Here is a 20,008-nt window from a genome sequence, read left to right on the forward strand (position 1 = left end):
CGGGGCCGATTTTTCGCGCTGCAAGAGCGGCATCAAGATAACAGGTTTTCATGAGCGACCAGACAGACAGCGCCAACGGCGCGCAGGCCGAGTACGGCGCCGATTCCATCAAGGTTTTGAAGGGGTTGGATGCCGTGCGCAAGCGGCCCGGCATGTATATCGGCGATACCGACGATGGTTCGGGCCTGCACCACATGGTCTACGAGGTGGTCGACAACGCCATCGACGAGGCGCTGGCGGGCCATGCGGACCTCGTCACCGTAACGCTCAATCCTGACGGCTCGGTGACGGTCATCGACAATGGGCGGGGAATTCCGACCGATATCCACACCGGCGAAGGCATTTCGGCCGCCGAAGTGATCATGACCCAGCTGCATGCCGGCGGCAAGTTCGACCAGAACTCCTACAAGGTGTCCGGTGGCCTGCATGGTGTGGGCGTGTCGGTGGTCAACGCGCTGTCCGCTTGGCTGAAACTGAAAATCCGCCGCAACGGCCAGATCTTCGAGATGAGCTTCACCCATGGCAATGCCGACGCGCCGCTGAAGGCGACGGGCAGCTATGAGCAGAACAAGCAGCCAGGCACCTATGACGGCCGCAGCGGCAGCGAGATCACCTTTTTCCCGTCCGCCGAAACCTTCACCATGGTGGAGTTCGATTTCGGCACGCTGGAGCACCGGCTGCGCGAACTGGCCTTCCTGAACTCGGGCGTGCGCATCGTGCTGACCGACGCCCGCCATGCCGACATCGTGCGCCATGAGCTGCATTATGACGGAGGGCTCGAGGAGTTCGTCAAATATCTCGACCGCGTCAAGAAACCGCTGATCGACAAACCGATCGCCATCAAGGCCGAGCGCGACGGCATCACCGTCGAAGTGGCGATGTGGTGGAACGACAGCTACCACGAGAACGTGCTGGCCTTCACCAACAACATCCCACAACGCGACGGCGGCACGCATCTGGCCGGTTTCCGCGGCGCGCTGACGCGCCAGATCACCGGCTATGGCGAATCCTCGGGCCTGACCAAGAAGGAAAAGGTCGGGCTGATCGGCGACGATTGCCGCGAGGGGCTGACGGCAGTGCTTTCGGTCAAGGTTCCCGACCCGAAGTTCTCCTCGCAGACCAAGGACAAGCTGGTCTCGTCGGAAGTGCGCCCGGTGGTGGAAGGACTGGTCAACGAGGCGCTCGGCACCTGGCTGGAAGAACATCCGAGCGAGGGCAAGGTGGTCATCGACAAGGTGATACAGGCCGCCGCCGCGCGCGAAGCCGCGCGCAAGGCGCGCGACATCACCCGCAAGAGCTCGCTTGGCGTCACGTCGTTGCCGGGCAAGCTTGCGGACTGCCAGGAGCGCGACCCGGCGAAATCCGAAATCTTCATCGTCGAGGGTGATTCCGCCGGCGGCTCGGCCAAGGGTGGGCGTTCGCGCCAGAACCAGGCGATCCTGCCGCTGCGCGGCAAGATCCTCAATGTCGAGCGCGCCCGCTTCGACCGCATGCTCGGCTCAGACATGATCGGCACGCTGATCACGGCGCTAGGCACCTCGATCGGCAAGGACGAGTTCAACGCCGACAAGCTTCGCTACCACAAGATCATCCTGATGACCGACGCCGACGTCGACGGCGCCCACATCCGGACCTTGCTGCTGACCTTCTTCTTCCGGCAGATGCCGGAGCTGATCGAGCGCGGCCATCTCTATATCGCTCAGCCGCCGCTCTATAAGGTGACGCGCGGCAAGAGCTCGCAATACATCAAGGATGAAAGCGCCTTCGAGGAATTCCTGATTGCTTCGGGACTGGAAGAAGCCTCGCTCACGCTTGGCTCGGGCGAGGTCAGGATCGGCCAGGACCTGCGCAGCGCCATCGACGATGCACTGGCGGTTCGCCAGCTCATCAACGGCCTCCACACACGCTATAACAGGGGCGTGGTCGAGCAGGCGGCCATTGCCGGCGGCCTCAATCCCGATGTCTTCTCCGATCTCGGCCGCGCCAACGCCATGGCCGAGCGCGTCGCCAAGCGGCTGGACATCATCGCCGAGGACACCGAACGCGGCTGGATCGGCCGGATGTCCACCTCCAACGAGGGGATCGGCGGCTATGTGTTCGAGCGCACCGTGCGCAGCGTCAAGGAATACGCGCATCTGGATCTCGGTCTGATCAATTCGGCCGACGCGCGCCAGCTCGACCGCTACGCGCCGCGCCTCAGCGAGGTCTATGACGTGCCGCCGGTGCTGCGCCGCAAGGAAGTGTCCGAAACGATCTCGGGACCTCTGGCGCTGCTCAACGCGGTCTTCGCGACCGGTCGCAAGGGCCTGACCATGCAGCGCTACAAGGGCCTTGGCGAGATGAACGCCGAGCAGCTGTGGGAAACCACGCTCGACCCGAATGTGCGCTCGCTGCTGCAGGTCAAGGTCAACGACGCCACCGACGCGGACTCGCTGTTCTCGCGGCTGATGGGCGACGAAGTCGAGCCGAGGCGCGAATTCATCCAGGAAAACGCCCTCTCGGTCGCTAACCTGGATATTTAGACTGCAGCGATGTCTCGAAGAAGCTTGCCAGGGCGGCGTTCAGGCGCTCGTGGAACGCGGCTCGGTCGAAGCCGGGCGCGTCGGTGCAGACCGTGGGAGCGGCGGCCCGCAGTCGGGTGCTGCACGGGGGCAAGAACGCATAGTGGCCCGCCAGGGGTTCGACATGATATTCCGGTGATCGAGGCAGCGCCGAACGGACCTGTTCTTCATACCAGGGGTTGGGTTGATGCTGGTCGTTGGCCGCGCGCCATATGAGCACCGGGATTTGAACAGAAGCGAGGCCGGCGCGGTCGAAGGTGAAGCCGAACGCCGGAGCGGCGACTGCTATCGCGCGAATCCGCGGATCGGGCTTCCAGGCTTCTGGCGGCGGTTGGACCGCTTCAGCAACGGAATGGATCCCCGCACTCGCCAGCGCCGTGCAAAGATCGTGTTGAGGATTTGCCGCGCAGTACGGGTCAATCCTGTCGAGCTTGGGTATTCCCCCCGCTTCGACGAGTACGGTGAAACCGCCATTCGAGAATCCGAAGGCACCGATGCGCCGCGGGTTGATCTCGGCGTGTTCTCGCCAGTCCTTCAGCATGAAATCGATCAGCCGGCTTAATTGGACGGGCCGGCGCCATGGCATCAGCACCTTGCTCTGATCATCGTAAGTATCACCGGCGTGACTGACCGCCGCAACGACGAACCCTGCTCTCGCCAGCGCGATCGCCGTATCATAGTGACCAGCGTAGGATCCGCCGCCGCCATGCGAGATCACGATGAGCGGCAGCGCATGGCCCTTTACTGGACCGGAAGGCGCTACACGCTGGGTGAATTTGTCCAGCGGCACGTCATGCGGCTCGGCGGTTGTAGGATACCAGATGCCGGCTGCGAGCGGGGGTTCGCTGCCATTGGGAACGCGCACGACCTCAAAGCCAACGGGGGAAGGATGCGCGGCATCTTCGGCAACTGAGCCTGCCGAGGTCGCGGCAACCGGCGCATCAGCTGTAGCGGCCGGCGCCTCGCTCCAAGCCAACAGACCTGGGAGCAAGACCAGGGCGATAAAGGCCGCGAAACGCTGGCCGCCGACAGGAGCCCAAATCCGGCGGGCTCTTGCTTTTCGCTCCTCCACGAATTTCTTCAGAGTCATTTGTCTTCCTTTTCGGCAAGGAATAGTGGCGCTTCGAACGAGAAGTGGCCGGGCTTGTCCCGCCAATTGCGGCTTTACCATATCGATCGCGTCGCCTCGATGCCATGCCAGAAGCCGCGACAAGGTCCAAGAACCTGGCATGACGAACCCCCAGCTTGCCAATGCCCCATGAAAATCATTTGGGGACCAGCCGGAACAGAAGGTCATCGAAGACATTGTGACACCGTCGAATATAATTTCTCACAGGAGGCCTTCATGGGACGCGGTATTTTGCTCTGGTTGCTCGGGATTCCGATTCCAATCATCATTCTCATCATGCTTTTCGTACGGTAGGGGGATTCTATGCAGTCCACCGTATCGGCTGTCGACATTTCTCCCACAACCGAGTCCTCTTCAACAGCCGTCAGCTGGGGACCCATCATTGCCGGCGCCTTCGCTGCCTCGACACTGACGTTCATCCTGATGCTGCTCGGGTCCGGGCTCGGGCTGAGCATGGTTTCGCCATGGTCGGGGTCCGGCGCCTCCGTCACCACATTCGCGGTGTCGACTGCGATCTGGCTCGTTATCGTGCAGTGGTTGTCGTCCGGTGTCGGCGGCTATCTCGCCGGGCGCCTGCGCACCAAGTGGGTCGGCGTGCATACGGATGAAGTCTACTTCCGTGACACGGCGCATGGCTTCCTGGCCTGGGCGCTGGCAACACTGCTCGTCGTCGGCGTGCTCGGTTCGGCACTGTCATCGGTGCTGGGCTCAGGTGTACAGGCCGTCTCGACGGTTGCGTCGGGAGCCGCGATGGGTGCATCAGCGGGAGCGTCTTCGAATGTCAGCGGTGCTTCAGCCGACAATGCGACATCCTATCTGGTGGATTCGCTGTTCCGCCCGGCGGATGCCAGCAGGCTCGCTGCCGCCAATCCGCAGAATGACGCCGCGGCTGCATCGCAAGCCTCACGCATCCTGATCGCGGGTGCGGCGGCTGGCGAGGTTTCGGCCGATGACAAGACCTACCTGTCGCAGCTGGTCGCCGCGCGCACCGGTCTTTCGGAAGCCGACGCCAAGACCCGGGTCGATGCGATCCTGGCAAAGGTTCAGGACGCCAAGGTGAAGGCCAAGCAGGCCGCCGACACCGCCAGGAAGGGCAGTGCGACCTTTGCCCTGCTCGGCGCGCTGTCGCTGGTCATCGGCGCCTTCATCGCCAGTGCGGCGGCGGCACTTGGCGGCAGGCAGCGCGACGACGATGAAGCGCTGTTTATCACCAGCCGCTGAGCCAACTCCACGGTTCAAAAGAAAGCCCGGTCGCAAGGCCGGGCTTTTCGCATTTATTCCAATGTCTGGATTGAGACCGGATCAGTGATCCATGGCCTTGACGATTTCTTCCGTCATCTTCTTGGCGTCGCCGAGCAGCATCATGGTGCCGTCCTTGTAGAACAGCGTGTTGTCGATTCCGGCATAGCCGGAGCCTAGCGAACGCTTGACGAACAGGCAGGTGCGGGCCTTGTCGACGTCGAGGATCGGCATGCCGTAGATCGGCGACGACTTGTCGTCGCGGGCCGAAGGGTTGGTGACGTCGTTGGCGCCGATGACATAGGCGACATCGGCCTGCGCGAACTCGGAGTTGATGTCCTCCAGCTCGAACACCTCGTCATAGGGCACGTTGGCTTCGGCGAGCAGCACGTTCATGTGGCCGGGCATGCGGCCCGCGACGGGGTGGATGGCGTATTTCACGTCGACGCCGTTGGCCTTGAGCTTGTCGGCCAGTTCGCGCAGCGCGTGCTGTGCCTGGGCGACCGCCATGCCATAACCGGGCACTATGATGACCTTCTGCGCGTTCATCATCAGGTAGGCGGCGTCGTCAGCCGAGCCCTGCTTGACGGTGCGCTCGATGCCGTCATCGGCGGCGGCGGTCGTTTCGCCGCCGAAGCCGCCGAGAATGACCGAGATGAAGGAGCGGTTCATGCCCTTGCACATGATGTAGGACAGGATCGCGCCGGACGAGCCGACCAGCGCGCCGGTGATGATCAGCGCCAGATTGCCGAGCGTGAAGCCGAGCGCGGCCGCGGCCCAACCCGAATAGGAGTTGAGCATCGACACGACGACCGGCATGTCGGCGCCGCCGATCGGGATGATCAGCAGCACGCCAAGGACCAGCGAGGCGATGACGATCAGCCAGAACACCGCATAGCTCTGCGTGGTGACGAGCAGCACGATCAGCACCGCCAGCGCGATGCCAAGGGCAGCGTTGATGAAATGGCGGCCGCCGATCATGATCGGCTTGCCGGACATGCGGCCGTCGAGCTTGAGGAAGGCGATGACCGAGCCGGTGAAGGTGATGGCGCCGATGGCGACGCCGAGGCTCATCTCGACCAGCGCCTGCGCATGGATGGCGCCGACCTCGCCGATGCCGAAGCTTGTCGGCGCGTAGATGGCGGCAGCCGCGACCATGACGGCGGCAAGGCCGACGAGCGAATGGAAGGCCGCGACCAGCTGCGGCATCGAGGTCATTGCGATGCGCCGCGCGGTGACCGCGCCGACAGAGCCGCCGATCGCCAGGCCAAGCACGATCAGGCCGAGGCCGCCGACCGAAGGGGTGGCCAGCGCCAGCGTCGTGGCAATGGCGATGGCCATGCCGATCATGCCGTACATGTTGCCCTGGCGGCTGGTGGTCGGGTGCGACAGGCCGCGCAGCGCCAGGATGAACAGGATGCCGGAAATCAGGTAGAGGAAGGAAGCGAAGCTGGCGTTCACGTCACTTGTCCTTCTTCTTGTACATGGCCAGCATGCGCTGGGTGACGAGGAAGCCGCCGAAGATGTTGACGGACACCAGCATCAGCGCGACGAAGCCGAAGCCGGTGGCAATGCCGGACGCCGAGATGCCGACGGCGAGGAGCGCGCCAACGACGATGACGGAGGAAATGGCGTTGGTGACGGCCATGAGCGGCGTGTGCAGCGCCGGCGTCACCGACCAGACGACATAGTAGCCGACGAAGATCGCCAGGACGAAGATGGCAAAGCGGAAGACGAAGGGATCGATGGCGCCGCCCGACAGCGCATGCGCGGCATCACCCGCCGCCTCGGCACCGGGCGCGTTGGCCATGTTATGGACCGCGAGACGGACGGCGGCACTTGCCTGGTCGAGCTGGTCGAGGGCTTTCTGCAGGGTCTGATCCATCACGCAATCCCCTTGGGCTTGGACGAGGTCGACTTGGATGCAGCCGATTTGGGCGCGGCAGGCTTCTTCGACGCGGCTTTCTTCGGTGCAGCAGGCGCGGAAGCATCGGCAACCATCGTCTTGGCCGGGATGGCGGCCGGCTCGACATGCGGCTGTTCGGCCGCCTTGGCGAAGGCGGGGTGGACGACCTTGCCGCCATCGGTCAGCATCGTTGCCTTGACCAGATCGTCGTCGCGATTGATGGCAAGCGTCTTGGTGGTCTTGTCGACCAGCGTCTCGAGGAAGGCGAACAGGTTCCTGGCGTAGAGCAGCGAGGCGGAGGCCGCGACGCGGCCGGGCACGTTCAGATGGCCGACGATCTTGACGTTGTTGGCCGTCGTGACCACCTGCCCCGGCATGGCGCCCTCGACGTTGCCGCCGCGTTCGACCGCGAGGTCGACGATCACCGAGCCCGGCTTCATAGAGGCGACCATGGCCGCCGACACCAGCTTCGGCGCGGGACGGCCAGGGATCAGCGCGGTGGTGATGACGATGTCCTGCTTGGCGATGTGCTCGGCGGTCAGCGCCGCCTGCTTGGCCTGGTATTCCTTGGACATCTCCTTGGCGTAGCCACCGGCCGTCTCGGCCGCCTTGAACTCCTCGTCCTCGACGGCCAGGAATTTGGCGCCGAGCGAGGCGACCTGTTCCTTGGCGGCGGGGCGAACGTCGGTGGCGGTAACGACCGCGCCGAGGCGGCGCGCGGTGGCGATCGCCTGCAGGCCGGCGACGCCGACACCCATGATGAAGACCTTCGCGGCGGGGACCGTGCCCGCCGCCGTCATCATCATCGGCAGCGCCCGGTCATATTCCGAGGCGCCATCGATCACCGCCTGGTAGCCGGCAAGATTGGCCTGGCTGGACAGCACGTCCATCGACTGGGCGCGGGTGATGCGCGGCATGAACTCCATCGAGAAGGCCGTGACGCCGGCCTTGGCAAGGGCCGCGACAGCAGCATCGTTGCCGTAGGGATCCATGATGGCGATGACCGCCGCGCCGGATTTGTAGCCCTTGAGCTCGGCATCGGTTGGCCGGCGCACTTTCAGCACCACGTCGGCCTTGGCAACATCAGCGGCCTTGCCAATGACCGCTCCTGCCTTGGCGAAATCCTCATCGGGGATGCGCGACCTCGTCCCGGCGCCGGTTTCGACAATCACGTCAAAGCACAGGCCGGTAAATCGCTTCACCGTATCTGGCGAGGCCGCAACGCGCGGTTCGTTCGCATCGAGTTCACGAGGAATGAAGACCGTCTGTCCCACCGCATGATCCTTTCGGCTGGAACCTTGTTGCCGCAAGGCGCCAGCCGGGATTGCGGCGGCGCCTTGGATAGAAAGGCTGTAAAACCTATCGGAGAATGAAGGCGCCGACAGCCAAGATCAGGACGAACAGAATGGTCGCCGAAAAGAAGCCGCCCGCAAAGAAGCCGAAAGCCATTGCAACGAGAAGGGCCGCGCAAAAAAGCGACCCGTATTTTGCCAGCACGAGGAAGCCCGCATATGTGCGGTCGTGCTCGGCATAGTCCATCTTCGCGCCCAGTTCGACAGGACCGGTCGGCGAGTGATCAGCCATAGGAATTCCCCTTCGAAGACATCTTTCAGGCACATAGCGAAAACCCGCGCCAAGGGCAATGGCGCTATTGCCGCATTGCTGCGGAGAACTGCCTCAAGGGAAAGTTGAAACCGGCAAACCATTCCCGAAAAAGCCCGGGAGCAATGATCGGAACGGGGGATGACGCGCCCGGCGAGACGAGCGGTCCGTTGCTCGATGAGACCGCGCGCAAATTGTTGGGCAGTTGCTCACGGTCGCCTGCAGGCGGCTGTGCCGGCGCGATCGTGACCTGAAGAGACACCCGATCGCTTCGATTTGACATATGCCGATATCGGAATATGATAGCGTTCATGGCACGAGCAGCAACGACGTCCGACATCTTCAACGCGATCGCCGAGCCGCAGCGCCGGGATATTCTTGTTTTGCTGCGGTCGGGCGAGCGGCCGGTGACCGAGTTGGCCCAGGTGCTGGGGATGACCCAGCCGGGGACGTCCAAACACCTGCGTGTGCTGCGGGAAGTCGGACTGGTGCGGGACCGCAAGGCAGGCAAGCAGCGCCTGTATGGCCTCGAAGCCAGCAAACTGCGAACGGTCCACGAGTGGGCCGGCGGGTTCGAACGGTTCTGGAGCGAGAGCTTCGACCGGCTGGACTCGTACGTGCAGGACCTCATGGCAAGCAAGGAGAAGTGACTGATGGCAGCAACAGGAAGGGACGCGCCGGCGCAGTCAGCGACGGCCGACCGCGAGATCGTGATCTCGCGGATCATCAGCGCCCCACGAGAACTGGTATTCGAGGCGTTCACCGAAGTCCGGCACCTGTCGCGATGGTGGGGACCGGAGGGGTTCACCACCACCACGCGGGCGTTCGAGTTCCGAGCCGGAGGCACATGGGATTTCATGATGCACGGACCGGACGGGACTGACTACCAGGAATGGATAGACTGGACCGAGATCAGCCCGCCGGAGCGGATCGCGCTGCTGCATGGTGAGCGGCGCGGCGACCCGAATGCCTTCGAGTCGGTCATCACGTTCACGCCCGACGGCGCATCGACCCGCGTTGAAATGCGCACGGTGTTCCCGACCAAGGCGCTTCGCGACGAGTTGGTCGAGAAATATCACGTGATCGAGGGTGGCCAGCAGACCCTGAGCAAACTGGCTGCCTACGTCACCGAGATCATGCGTAAGGGAGATAAGGACTGATGGTCGGCAAGGTTTTCTTCAGCGTGTCGATGTCGCTGGATGGGTTCGTCGCGCCCGAGGGGCGCATGGGTGAGCCGAATTGGACGGCGCGGTGGATGGAACTGCAGCAATGGATCTTCCCGCAGCGGTTTTTCCGGGAGAATCTGAAGCTCGGCGAGGGCGGCCAGGAGGGGCGCGAGAATGACATCCTGCGGGAGACGTTCGAACGCACCGGGGCCAGCGTGATGGGCAAACGCATGTTCGACCTCGGCGAGCAGGCATGGCCGGAAGAGGCGCCGTTCCACACGCCGGTCTTCGTGGTGACACACGAGAAGCGCGCGCCCTGGGAACGGCCCGGCGGAACCACCTTCCACTTCATCAACGACGGCATCGGGACCGCGCTCGACCAGGCTCGCAGGGCCGCCGGAGACCGCGACGTCCGCATAGCGGGCGGCGGCGCAACGATCGTGGAGTATGTGAACGCCGGCCTGATCGACGAGTTCTCGATCGCGCTCTCACCCGTGCTGTTCGGCTCGGGAATCCGCCTGTTCGAAGGCGTGGACGCCGGCCGCGTTGCCCTGGAGCCCGTCCGCGCGGAACCGACGCAGAGAGTTACCCACCTGAGATACGCAGTCCGGCCGCGATGACTTCGAGCTCTGACAAGCAAAGTACCTGTGGCGGCAGCTCGCGCCACCACACGTCGGAACCGCGCTTTCAAGCGTTGAATGGTTGAATGACGCCCGCGTTCAGCTGGCCAGATGTGGAAACAGGCCAATCAGACCGACGACGATCAGGTAGAGCGCGACGATGTAGTTCAGCAGGCGGGGCATCACCAGGATCAGCACGCCGGCGATCAGCGAGATGAGCGGTGTGAGCGTGAGCGAAGTGATGTGCATGCCGTGACCCTTCCAATTGCGGAGACCAGATGCCTGGCCGACGTGTTCATGGCATGCGAACGCGTCATTTGACGCTGCAGCCGTCATGAGAACGCCGAGCCGCCCGGAAAGCTCCACGGCGCGCCCAAAAAAATCGCCGGGATCAGGCGGCTTCGCTGAAGTACTTGGCGGTGGGAAGGATGGTCAGTGGCGCGAGTTCGCCCGTTGTGGCCTTGGCAAAAAGCATCCGCCTCTCCAGAGCCGTCGACTGGAAGAACGGAAACCTTTGCAGGGTCGGAGCCATGTTGAGCTCGCAGCGCGATTCATAGAAGTAGATCGGCATGGTGAACGGCGGGTAGAGACGCGGCTCGCCAACCTGCACCGAGCCGAAGATGCGATGATAGAAGGCGGTGTGCTCTTCTCGGATCATCGAGATGCAGCTGGTTGCGTCGAAGAACGTGTTCGCGATCACCGCCAACCGCAGCGTGACATAAGGCAGCGCCCTGTTGATCGAGGACATCTGCGGGTCGATCGCGAGCCTGCTTGGATCTATGAAGGTCTCGCCCCTGGCCAGCCGCATGAGCAGCCTGTCGCCGAAGACCGTCATGATCGGCGCTTCCGGCGTTTCACGGGTCAAGTGATGCAGCCTGACCGTGCTGACCAGCTCATTGTCCATGAAGACGCCGAAACAATAGCAGTTGCGGGTCTCATCGAGACGGTCGCTCAGCTTCTGTTCGACGATCGGGTCGAGCAGGCCATGCGAATGGAAGGCCTTGTAGCGAAGGCGGTAAACCGCTTCGAGATCCTCGCCGCTCTCGCAGCGCCGATACTCGATACGCTCCAGCACGTCCAGAACGTTGCGCGCGAACAGCGATGGGGCCTGCTGTCTAGCTTCGGCCTGGGTTTCAGGCACGCCTAACCGATGAGTGTCCATGCGTTTCCCCTCGTACCCGCCACGAAGGACAATACCGGACGTTCAGGTTTGCTAAAAGGTAAAACTCCAAGCCTTTCCATTTACCGAACGTTAACCTTAACAGCCAACCGAGGGGATCGGCGGCGGTCGGGCAGTTTTTCGGAAGGCTGATCAGGTAGCGGCGAGTTTTGCGACGGGTCGCAGCTCGGCGGCGAAGGGCCAGGTCACGTTGGACATGGTCTCGATGCCCGATGCGCTTAGCGCGGCGCCGAAGAGGAAGCCCTGGACGAGATCCGGCTTGACGGTGTGCACCAGGATCTTCAGTTGCTCGAAGGTTTCCACGCCTTCGATGGTGACGGTGAGCCCCAACGTCCTGGTCAGGTCGACGATGCCCTTCAACAGATCGAGCGAACGCGGGCTCTGGGTGACATCCATGACGAAGGAACGATCGATCTTGATCTTGTCGAGCGGCAGCTTGTGCAGATAGCTCAGGCTTGAATAGCCGGTGCCGAAATCGTCAAGCGCGATCCGCACGCCGAGCTGCTTCAATTCCTCGATATACTGACGCGTCAGCGACTTGTCGTCGAGAAGCGCGGTCTCGGTGACCTCGATCTCCAGGCGGCTAGCGGCGAGACCTGAACTGGCGAGGGCTTCGCGAACCTTCTGGATGACGTCGCGGTTGCGGAAATCCTTGGCTGAGAGATTGACCGAGACGCTGGTCTGGGCCGGCCATTTGGCGCATTCGGTGCATGCCGCTTGCAGGACGAAGGTGCTGATCTCGGAAATGATGCCCATTTCCTCGGCCAACGGAATGAAAATGCTGGGCGAGATCGGCCCGAGATCGGGATGATCCCAGCGGCACAGCGCTTCGCAACTGGCGATGCGCATCGTGTTCATCGCCACGATCGGCTGATAGACGACCCGCAATCCCTTGCTTTCCACCGCGCTGCGCAGGTCCGCCTTCATCAGCTGCCGGTTGCGGAAGGCGGCATCCATCGACGCCTCGAAGAGCCGCCAGTTGTTCTTGCCGAGTTCCTTGGCCTTGTAGAGCGCCAGGTCCGCCTTGACGATCATCTCGTCGACGTCGGTGCCTTCGACGCGCGACAAAACGGCGCCGGCGCTTGCCTGGATGCGCAGGACGTGGCCGGCGACATCCACGTCGCCCTGCAGACCGGCAAAGATGTCTTCAAGCTGCCTGGCCATATGGGTTTCGTCATCGATCCGGTCGAAGAAGATCATGAACTCGTCGCCGCCGAAGCGGCTGACGTTGATCCCCTGTCCCGCGAACGCGACCAGTCGCTCGGCGACCGCGTAGATCAGCCCGTCGCCGATCGGATGGCCGAGCGTATCGTTGACGCTCTTGAAGTCGTCGAGGTCGAGCACCGCGAGCGCGCAAAGACGGTCACGGTCGCCCGACGCCATGCTTTCGCCGACCAGTTCATGGAAATAGGCGCGGTTCGGCAGGCCGGTGAGGCTGTCGTAGCGCGCCATGAAACGTATCTTTTCCTCCGCCTCGACGCGGGCCGTCACGTCCTCGAAGGTGATGACGCCCAGTTCCTGGCTGCCTTCGCGCGCCGAGAACTCATAGTGCTGGCCGTTGGCCAGCGAGACCAGCACCTTGCGGTCGCGGCCTTCGCGCAAGGCGCGCGTCAGCTGCGCCTCGATGTAGCGGCAATCCTTGGGCGCCAGCATGCCGCCGGCTACGCCGCGCATGAGCAGGCCATGGATCGAGCGGCCGAGCAGGGCGTCCGGCGACCGCATCGACATCAGATGCGCGGCCTCGGCATTGCCGACCACCACCCTACCGTCGGGACCCAGCATGACAAGGCCATGCGACATGGTGTTGAGCGCCCGGTTGAAGCGCTCGGCGAGCCTGGCCGCCGTCTTGCGTTGCGAGATGGCGTTGAACAGCACGGTCCGGACGTGGTTGGCCATCCGGGTGATGATGAAGATGAACGGGACGATGTAGAGGCCGAGGATGAAATTGTTCGTATCGCCCTTCAGCATCAGGCCGACAGCAATCGGCAGCACGACCGTGAAGGCCTGGACGGTGACCATGGCTTTCGAGCCATAATTGCGGCCGACGATGGTGACCGTCGACCCCATGATGACCGCGATGGCGGCGCTTTCGCCAAACATGTCTGGCTTGAGGTAGATGCTGGTGAAGCAGAACAGGCCCATGAAGAAAGCCTGTATCGTCCCGCCGATCAGGTAGTAGCGTTCCCACTTCTTGGCGGTGTCGTAGTCGTCGAAATTGCTGGCCCGCTGACCCTTGCGGATGCCGTAATAGCGGTAAAGACCAGCGCCCAGCATGATGACCGAGAGCGCCAGGTAGATCGGTTCCTTGGAGGAAAAGTAGACCAGCAACCCGATCAAGCCATGGCAAAAAGCGCCTATCAGCAGGATTCCGGGGTCGTTAAACAACGACCGCACGAAGCCTACATAGACGTCCCCGGCTATTTCTTCGCTTTTGTTTGCCTGCATTGCCTGCGGTGCCGCTCGAACCGCAGTCATGACATATCCGCCTTAAGAAAGATTTAGAGGGCCGCTTGGCGGCCGGCCGTCAAGTCCGCAAGGCGAGTTTCCCTGCCTGAACCCGCAAATCAGGTAAACAAGACGTATCGATCATTCGGCGGCCTGCAGTTCCGGCCGCGCACCCGCATGGGCCAGCCGCTCGAGCAGTCTTGCACGCTCGCCCGCGGCCTTTTCTACGCTGGCCCGCCTGACATGGCCATAACCGCGAACAAGCGCGGGCACGGAGGCCAGCGCCGCGGCCGCCTCGATCTTGCCCGGCGCGAGTGCGCCGCCGACCAGATCGAGATCCGCCTCGTATTGCGCGAGAAGCCCGCGCTCCATGCGGCGCTCGGCGCTGTAGCCGAACAGGTCGAAGGCCGTCCCGCGCAGGCTCTTCATCGCCGCCAGCACGCGAAAACCCTTCATCATCCACGGACCGAAGCTGGATTTCCTGGGTTTGCCGTCATTGCCGCGCCTGCCCATGATCGGCGGCGCGAGGTGGAATTCGAGCTTGTCGTAGCTCTGGAACTGCTTTCCCAACTCGGCGGTGAAGGAGCCGTCCGTATAGAGCCTTGCCACCTCGTATTCGTCCTTGATCGCCATCAGCTTGAAGAGGTTCCTCGCCGCGGCTTCCGTGACCGCGGTCGAGCCCGGCACGGCCTTGGCTTCGGCGGCGCGCAGCGCAGCCAGGCGATCGGCATAACGCCTGGCATAGGCGGCGTTCTGATAGGCGGTCAGGAAGGCGACGCGGCGGGCGATGATCTCGTCCAGTGTTTCGGCGATGGCCTTTTGCCCGGCCGTACCCGGCTGGGCGATGAGGCCGCGCACAAAATCCGGCTGGTGGGCGGCGCGACGGCCCCAGCGGAAGGCCGCGATGTTCATGGCAACCGCCTCGCCATTGAGCTCGATCGCCTTCTCGACCGCCTCGGCCGACAGCGGCAAGCCGCCATGCTGGAAAGCAAAGCCGAGCATGAACATGTTGGCGCCGAGCGAATTGCCAAACAGCGCGGCCGCGGTGCGGGTGGCATCGAAGAAATGCGCCTTGTCCTCGCCGGCAGCAGTGCGGATCGCCTTCTTCAGGCGTTCGATGGGCAGCGAGAAGTCGGCGGAACGGGCGAATTCGCCGGGCATGATCTCGGCGGTGTTGGCGAGGAAGATGGTGTGGCCCTCGCGGACCGCGCCCAGCACCTTCTTGGCGCCGGAGACCACAAGGTCGCAGCCAAGCACGAGATCGGCCTTGCCGGCCGAAACGCGGATGGCGTTGATATCGTCGGGCGTGCGGGCGATGCGCACATGGGTGAACACCGAACCGCCCTTCTGGGCAAGGCCGGCCATGTCGATCATGCCGCAACCCTTGTCCTCGAGATGGGCAGCCATGCCCAGCACCGCGCCCACGGTGACGACACCGGTGCCGCCAACACCGTCGATGATCGCCGCCCAACCCTGTTCGCCAAGCGGAAATTCAGCGGGCGTCGGCACGCCGTCGAGCGGATCAGCCTTGCCGGCTATGCCTTCGGCCTTCCTGATCTTGGCTCCGTGGACCGTGACGAAGGACGGGCAGAAGCCATTGACGCAGGAAAAGTCCTTGTTGCAGCTCGACTGGTCGATCTTGCGCTTGCGGCCGAACTCGGTCTCGACCGGCTGGATCGAGACGCAGTTCGACTGCACGCCGCAATCGCCACAGCCTTCGCAGACCAGCTCGTTGATGAAGACCCGCTTGTCGGGATCGGGAAAGGTGCCGCGCTTGCGGCGGCGGCGTTTTTCAGCGGCGCAGGTCTGGTCGTAGAGCAGCACCGAAACGCCCTTCACGTCACGCAGCTCGCGCTGGACGAGGTCGAGGTCATCGCGGTGATGGATGGTGGCGCCGGCGGGGAATTCCGCCTTGCCTGAATATTTATCCGGCTCATCGGTGACGATGGCGATGCGGTCGACGCCCTCGGCGCGCACCTGTCTCGCGATCATGTCGACGGTCAGGCCGCCCTCGTGCGGCTGGCCACCGGTCATGGCGACGGCATCGTTGTAGAGGATCTTGTAGGTGATGTTGGCGTCGGTCGACAGCGCGAAACGGATCGCCAGCGTGCCGGAGTGGTTGTAGGTGCCGTCGCCCAGGTTCTGGAAGATGTGCTCGCGCTTCGAAAACGGCGCCTGCCCCACCCATTGCGCGCCCTCACCACCCATGGCGGTGAAGCCGACGGTGTTGCGGTCCATCCACAGCGCCATGAAGTGGCAGCCTATGCCGGCGGCGGCGATCGAGCCGTCCGGCACCTTGGTCGAGGAATTGTGCGGGCAGCCGGAACAGAAGAACGGTGTGCGCGAGCCGATGTCGGCGGTGTCGGCAAGCATCGCCTGGAACTGGCGCAGCTTTGCCACCCGCGCCGAAATCTCTTCCGACGGACCGATGGTACGCACGATCCTGTCGCCAAGCGCTATGGCGATCTCGTTGGGGTCAAGCGCGCCCTTGGCCGGAAACAGCCAGTCGCCGCGTTCGTCCTTCTTGCCGACGATGACCGGCTGCGTCGCGGTGCCGTAGAGGCTTTCGCGCAACTGCACCTCGATCAGCGAGCGCTTCTCCTCGACCACGACGATGGTGTCGAGGCCGCGCGCGAAGTCGGCGATATGCTGCAGGTCGAGCGGCCACGGGCAGCCGACCTTGAACAGCCGGATCCCGATGCGGTTGGCCGCCGCCTCATCGACGCCGATATCGTCCAGCGCCTGGCGGACGTCGAGATAGCTCTTGCCGATGGTGATGATGCCAAGCTTCGGGTCGCGGCCGCCCGAATAGACGGTTCTGTTCAGGCCGTTGGCATGGATGAAGGCTGAAGCGGCGGCGCGCTTGTATTCATGCAACCGCTCTTCCTGGCCGAGCATGTCGATCTCGTTGCGGATGTTGAGCCCGCCGGGCGGCATGTCGAACTCGGGAACGACAATGTTCAGCCTCTCCAGGGAGGCGTCGACCGAGGCCGTCGATTCGATGTTGTCCTTGACGCATTTGATCGCCGCCCAGGTGCCGGCGAAGCGCGACATGGCAAAGCCGTAGAGCCCGTAGTCGATGATCTCCTGGACTCCCGCCGGGTTGAGGATCGGCACCATCGTGTCGACGAACAGGAATTCCGTGGCATGCGCATTGGTCGAGGATTCGGCCATGTGGTCGTCGCCCATCAGGGCCAGCACACCGCCATGTTTCGACGAGCCGGCAAGGTTGGCGTGACGGAACACGTCGCCGGAGCGGTCGACGCCCGGCCCCTTGCCGTACCAGACCGAGAAGACACCGTCATGCGTGCCTTCGCCCATCAGTTCGGCCTGCTGCGAACCCCAGCAGGCCGTGGCCGCGAGTTCCTCGTTGAGGCCGGGCTGGAAGACGATATCGGCCTGGGCAAGCTGCTTCTTGGCTTTCCAGAGCTGCAGGTCGAGGCCACCGAGCGGCGAGCCGCGATAGCCGGAGACGAAGCCCGCCGTGTTCAGGCCGGCCCGGCGGTCACGCTCGCGCTGCATCAAGAGCATGCGGATGACCGCCTGCGCTCCGGAAAGGAAGATGCGCTCCTTCCCCAGGTCGAACTTGTCGTCGAGCGCGACGTCGTGCAGCGTCATCAGGTATTTCCTCTGCGGAGGCCGCACTGGGTCAGGCAGCCAACGTCGGGGTCGAATGGCGCAGTGTTTATCCCCTTGCCGGGCAGGTCAAACAAAATCGCAGGTGCCAGATAACGCGCAATGAACAGACCGAAAGCGCGTTTGCCTAGGTACGAGATCGTTCAATCGATGTCATCGTGACGAACGAAAATTTCTGTGCGGTGTGGGTGGAGGGGACAGCGCCTCTGTTTATGCAGGTCGTTGTCCAAAACCTCCGCGCACTTTTGGGGCCGCACTACATGCCCTGCGAGCAATCGGGCTTGGGTTCGCCCGGCAGCTTGCCGTCGGGATGGCCGGCAAGCTCAGGATTGGCGGTGTAGAGCTGGTCGATGACCAGCGGCCGATCCGGCAGGACCGACTGGTCCTCCGTCGACATCAGCGTTGTGTCGATCGTCTGGAGAACAGCGCCATCGGGGCCTCTGATGCTAAGCGCGATCGCATAGGGCTTGTCCTTGACGACGCAGGTCAGCGCGGGGCTTTCCAGCGACACCTTGTTGAGCTTTGGCCAGACCTTCTGCTCGACCACGAGCGGCGCGCCGCCAGCCGGGTTCTGGAAGCTGGCAACGACCACTTGCCCCTCGCCCATCGGCTGCAGGGGCCTGAGGGTTACAACATAGGTTGCCCGCGCAAGACGGTAGTTGAAAACGAATATCTTTCCGGAAATCTCGAAAAGCTTGCCTTCACCCTCCTTGCCCGTATCGCGACATGCGCCGAGGGCGAGGGCGGCGGCCACCGCGATACCGGCGAGAATCGAGCTCGAAAGACGTCTAGCCATCGCTGACCTCGTTGGCAGCCGTGCGGCGGCGGCGATAGTGACGGCTGGCTTTCTGGCGGTTGCCGCACACCGCCATGTCACACCACAGGCGGCTGGAGTTGCGGCTCCTGTCGACGAACAGCCAGGTGCAGTTGGGACAGATCCTCAGCCTCGCGATGGTGTCGTCACGCAGAAGCGACAGGGCGGAAACAGCCAGCGCCGCCTCGAAGGCGATCGGCTTCGCCGGATCGCCAAACGGCCTCCCGGGCGCGCCGATTTCGGTCTGGCTGCCAGCCAAGCCCTCGGCGCAGGCTCGCAGGAATCCGGGCAGGTCACCGGTGGCGACCGCACCCTTCGAAACCGCGCCGCGAAACAACCGGTCGGTCGTTTCACGGATCGAGACCACGACCGGCGCGATCGCTTGCGGCGACGGCGCTTCAAGCCGCCTGCCACCAAGTTCGGCCGCGCGAAAGCCGCTCGCGGCATCGGCGAAACGGGCGATCTCCCGCGGATCGTCGAAACGATCGAAGGTCTTTTGCGGATCGCCTCGCAGCACGACCGTGTTGGCCGTGTCGAGCGCCAGCAGGCCACCTGTGAAGCGGTGCGGGGTCCAGGATACCGTCATGGGTAAAATCTAACCGATAAATCGCATTTGACAAGTTAGATTCGACAATGCAAATCTTCCTTTGAGCGCAGCCCTCGCTGCCTTCGTCTGAGCATGTCGCCCCAAATCGCTGCGTACCTTGCGGCGCCCTGCTCCCAGGATTGTGCATGCTGTATTTTTTCCAGCAGGTTCTGAACGGGCTGCATTCCGGCGCGCTTTATGCGCTGCTCGCCTTCGGTTACGTGCTGACCAACGGCCTCCTGCATCGCACGAACCTTGCCTATGGGGCGCTCTTTGCCTTCTGCGGCCAGACCATGATCCTTGCCGTTGCCTTCGGCTATCAGGTGCTATGGCTGACTCTGCTGGCCTCGATCGTGCTCGGCATTGTCACCGCATTCCTCTATTCCGCGCTGATCAGTCACGTGCTGTCGCGCAACGTGTTCGAGACGCTCGCCGACCGGACGCCCAACGCCATCGTGGTCACGACGCTGGGCATATTGCTGGTCCTGTCGGAGGCAAGCCGCATCGCCGCCGACACCCATGATCTCTGGCTGCCGCCGATGCTGGCCGAACCCGTCGTGTTCGCCGAAGGCGCTGGCTTCAAAGCGACGCTGACGCTCATCCAGTTGCTCGACTGCGCCGTGGTGCTGGCAGCCATCGTCCTCGCCACATGGGCGTTCGCCCGGTCAAGCTTCGGCCGACGCTGGCGCGCCGTATCCGACGACCCCTGGGGCGCGGCCATGTGCGGCGTCGACGTGCGCGCGACCTTCCGAAGCGCGGTTCTCTACAGCGGATTCTGCGCTGCGCTGGCCGGCATATTGGCCGGCCTCTACTATGGCAATGTCAGCTTCGGTTCCGGCCTGGTCTACGGGCTGAAGATCCTGTTCGTGACGGCGGTCGGCGGATACATGTCGCCCTCGCGGGCGGCATTGGGCGCGGCCGCCTTCGGCATGGCCGAATCGCTCTGGGCCGGCTATTTCCCGCTCGAATGGCGCGATGCCTGGATGTACCTGTTCCTCGTCGCCATGCTGGTGCTGATCGGCGCCGGCCGCGACCAGGGCAAGGTGGCCTGAGCATCCCTTACCCCAAAGACGATTGCGTTTTTCGGATCCCGTGCGGCTTGCCGTCACATCCCGGCATGACGG

General features: G+C 63.5%; 17 protein-coding genes. 6 read left to right on the forward strand and 11 right to left on the reverse strand.

The window, feature by feature from the left end:
• Positions 1–50: 50 nt before the first annotated feature.
• Complete coding sequence (gene gyrB, locus ACO07C_RS14735) at positions 51–2,522, forward strand: DNA topoisomerase (ATP-hydrolyzing) subunit B (RefSeq protein ID WP_421914888.1); 2,472 nt, start codon at positions 51–53, stop codon at positions 2,520–2,522.
• Here gyrB and ACO07C_RS14740 read toward each other — a convergent pair.
• Positions 2,506–3,651, reverse strand: a complete 1,146-nt coding sequence (locus ACO07C_RS14740; protein ID WP_421914889.1) for an alpha/beta hydrolase family protein — start codon at positions 3,649–3,651, stop codon at positions 2,506–2,508. The two genes, gyrB and ACO07C_RS14740, sit on opposite strands and share 17 nt — an antisense overlap.
• A gap of 342 nt (positions 3,652–3,993) precedes the next feature.
• Between ACO07C_RS14740 and ACO07C_RS14745 the strand changes: the two genes are divergently transcribed.
• Entirely contained in the window at positions 3,994–4,911 is a 918-nt protein-coding gene (locus ACO07C_RS14745) for a hypothetical protein (RefSeq protein WP_421914890.1), read from the forward strand.
• 81 nt (positions 4,912–4,992) lie between these two features.
• On the opposite strand, the gene ACO07C_RS14750 is transcribed toward ACO07C_RS14745, so the two are convergent.
• The 4 genes from ACO07C_RS14750 to ACO07C_RS14765 form a co-directional block, all read right to left on the reverse strand.
• A complete protein-coding gene (locus ACO07C_RS14750; RefSeq protein ID WP_421914891.1) occupies positions 4,993–6,390 on the reverse strand; it encodes an NAD(P)(+) transhydrogenase (Re/Si-specific) subunit beta in 1,398 nt (465 codons plus the stop codon).
• Position 6,391: 1 nt separating this feature from the next.
• Positions 6,392–6,814 (reverse strand): proton-translocating transhydrogenase family protein, encoded by a 423-nt coding sequence (locus ACO07C_RS14755; protein ID WP_421914892.1) that lies wholly within the window; start codon positions 6,812–6,814, stop codon positions 6,392–6,394.
• The gene (locus tag ACO07C_RS14760) at positions 6,814–8,109 is read right to left on the reverse strand and encodes a Re/Si-specific NAD(P)(+) transhydrogenase subunit alpha (protein ID WP_421914893.1); all 1,296 of its coding nucleotides are present in this window, start codon (positions 8,107–8,109) and stop codon (positions 6,814–6,816) included. Before ACO07C_RS14760 ends, ACO07C_RS14755 begins: the two co-directional genes overlap by 1 nt.
• Positions 8,110–8,194: 85 nt before the next feature.
• The gene (locus tag ACO07C_RS14765; protein ID WP_421914894.1) at positions 8,195–8,419 is read right to left on the reverse strand and encodes an aa3-type cytochrome c oxidase subunit IV; all 225 of its coding nucleotides are present in this window, start codon (positions 8,417–8,419) and stop codon (positions 8,195–8,197) included.
• Between the two features lie 329 nt (positions 8,420–8,748).
• Between ACO07C_RS14765 and ACO07C_RS14770 the strand changes: the two genes are divergently transcribed.
• The 3 genes from ACO07C_RS14770 to ACO07C_RS14780 are packed head-to-tail and all read left to right on the forward strand — an operon-like array spanning position 8,749 to position 10,223.
• Positions 8,749–9,087, forward strand: a complete 339-nt coding sequence (locus ACO07C_RS14770; protein WP_421914895.1) for an ArsR/SmtB family transcription factor — start codon at positions 8,749–8,751, stop codon at positions 9,085–9,087.
• A gap of 3 nt (positions 9,088–9,090) precedes the next feature.
• Positions 9,091–9,597 (forward strand): SRPBCC family protein, encoded by a 507-nt coding sequence (locus ACO07C_RS14775; RefSeq protein WP_421914896.1) that lies wholly within the window; start codon positions 9,091–9,093, stop codon positions 9,595–9,597.
• Positions 9,597–10,223, forward strand: a complete 627-nt coding sequence (locus ACO07C_RS14780) for a dihydrofolate reductase family protein (RefSeq protein WP_421914897.1) — start codon at positions 9,597–9,599, stop codon at positions 10,221–10,223. Before ACO07C_RS14775 ends, ACO07C_RS14780 begins: the two co-directional genes overlap by 1 nt.
• A gap of 99 nt (positions 10,224–10,322) precedes the next feature.
• On the opposite strand, the gene ACO07C_RS14785 is transcribed toward ACO07C_RS14780, so the two are convergent.
• From ACO07C_RS14785 to ACO07C_RS14810, 6 genes are all read right to left on the reverse strand, one after another.
• Positions 10,323–10,472: a DUF3096 domain-containing protein gene (locus ACO07C_RS14785; protein ID WP_421914898.1), complete on the reverse strand. Its 150-nt coding sequence runs from the start codon at positions 10,470–10,472 to the stop codon at positions 10,323–10,325.
• Positions 10,473–10,614: 142 nt separating this feature from the next.
• The gene (locus ACO07C_RS14790) at positions 10,615–11,385 is read right to left on the reverse strand and encodes an N-acyl amino acid synthase FeeM domain-containing protein (RefSeq protein ID WP_421914899.1); all 771 of its coding nucleotides are present in this window, start codon (positions 11,383–11,385) and stop codon (positions 10,615–10,617) included.
• 150 nt (positions 11,386–11,535) lie between these two features.
• The gene (locus ACO07C_RS14795) at positions 11,536–13,878 is read right to left on the reverse strand and encodes a putative bifunctional diguanylate cyclase/phosphodiesterase (RefSeq protein ID WP_421914900.1); all 2,343 of its coding nucleotides are present in this window, start codon (positions 13,876–13,878) and stop codon (positions 11,536–11,538) included.
• A gap of 111 nt (positions 13,879–13,989) precedes the next feature.
• Positions 13,990–17,466 (reverse strand): indolepyruvate ferredoxin oxidoreductase family protein, encoded by a 3,477-nt coding sequence (locus ACO07C_RS14800; RefSeq protein ID WP_421914901.1) that lies wholly within the window; start codon positions 17,464–17,466, stop codon positions 13,990–13,992.
• Between the two features lie 274 nt (positions 17,467–17,740).
• A complete protein-coding gene (locus ACO07C_RS14805) occupies positions 17,741–18,280 on the reverse strand; it encodes a hypothetical protein (protein WP_421914902.1) in 540 nt (179 codons plus the stop codon).
• On the reverse strand, positions 18,273–18,884 hold the full coding sequence (locus ACO07C_RS14810) for a CGNR zinc finger domain-containing protein (protein WP_421914903.1): 612 nt from the start codon (positions 18,882–18,884) through the stop codon (positions 18,273–18,275). The genes ACO07C_RS14805 and ACO07C_RS14810 overlap by 8 nt, the downstream gene beginning before the upstream one ends.
• A gap of 146 nt (positions 18,885–19,030) precedes the next feature.
• Here ACO07C_RS14810 and ACO07C_RS14815 point away from each other — a divergent pair, with 146 nt between their 5' ends.
• Positions 19,031–19,936: a branched-chain amino acid ABC transporter permease gene (locus tag ACO07C_RS14815; protein WP_421914904.1), complete on the forward strand. Its 906-nt coding sequence runs from the start codon at positions 19,031–19,033 to the stop codon at positions 19,934–19,936.
• Positions 19,937–20,008: the final 72 nt, after the last annotated feature.

The sequence above is a fragment of the Mesorhizobium sp. genome, from assembly GCF_965229135.1.
Classification (GTDB): Bacteria; Pseudomonadota; Alphaproteobacteria; order Rhizobiales; family Rhizobiaceae; genus Mesorhizobium.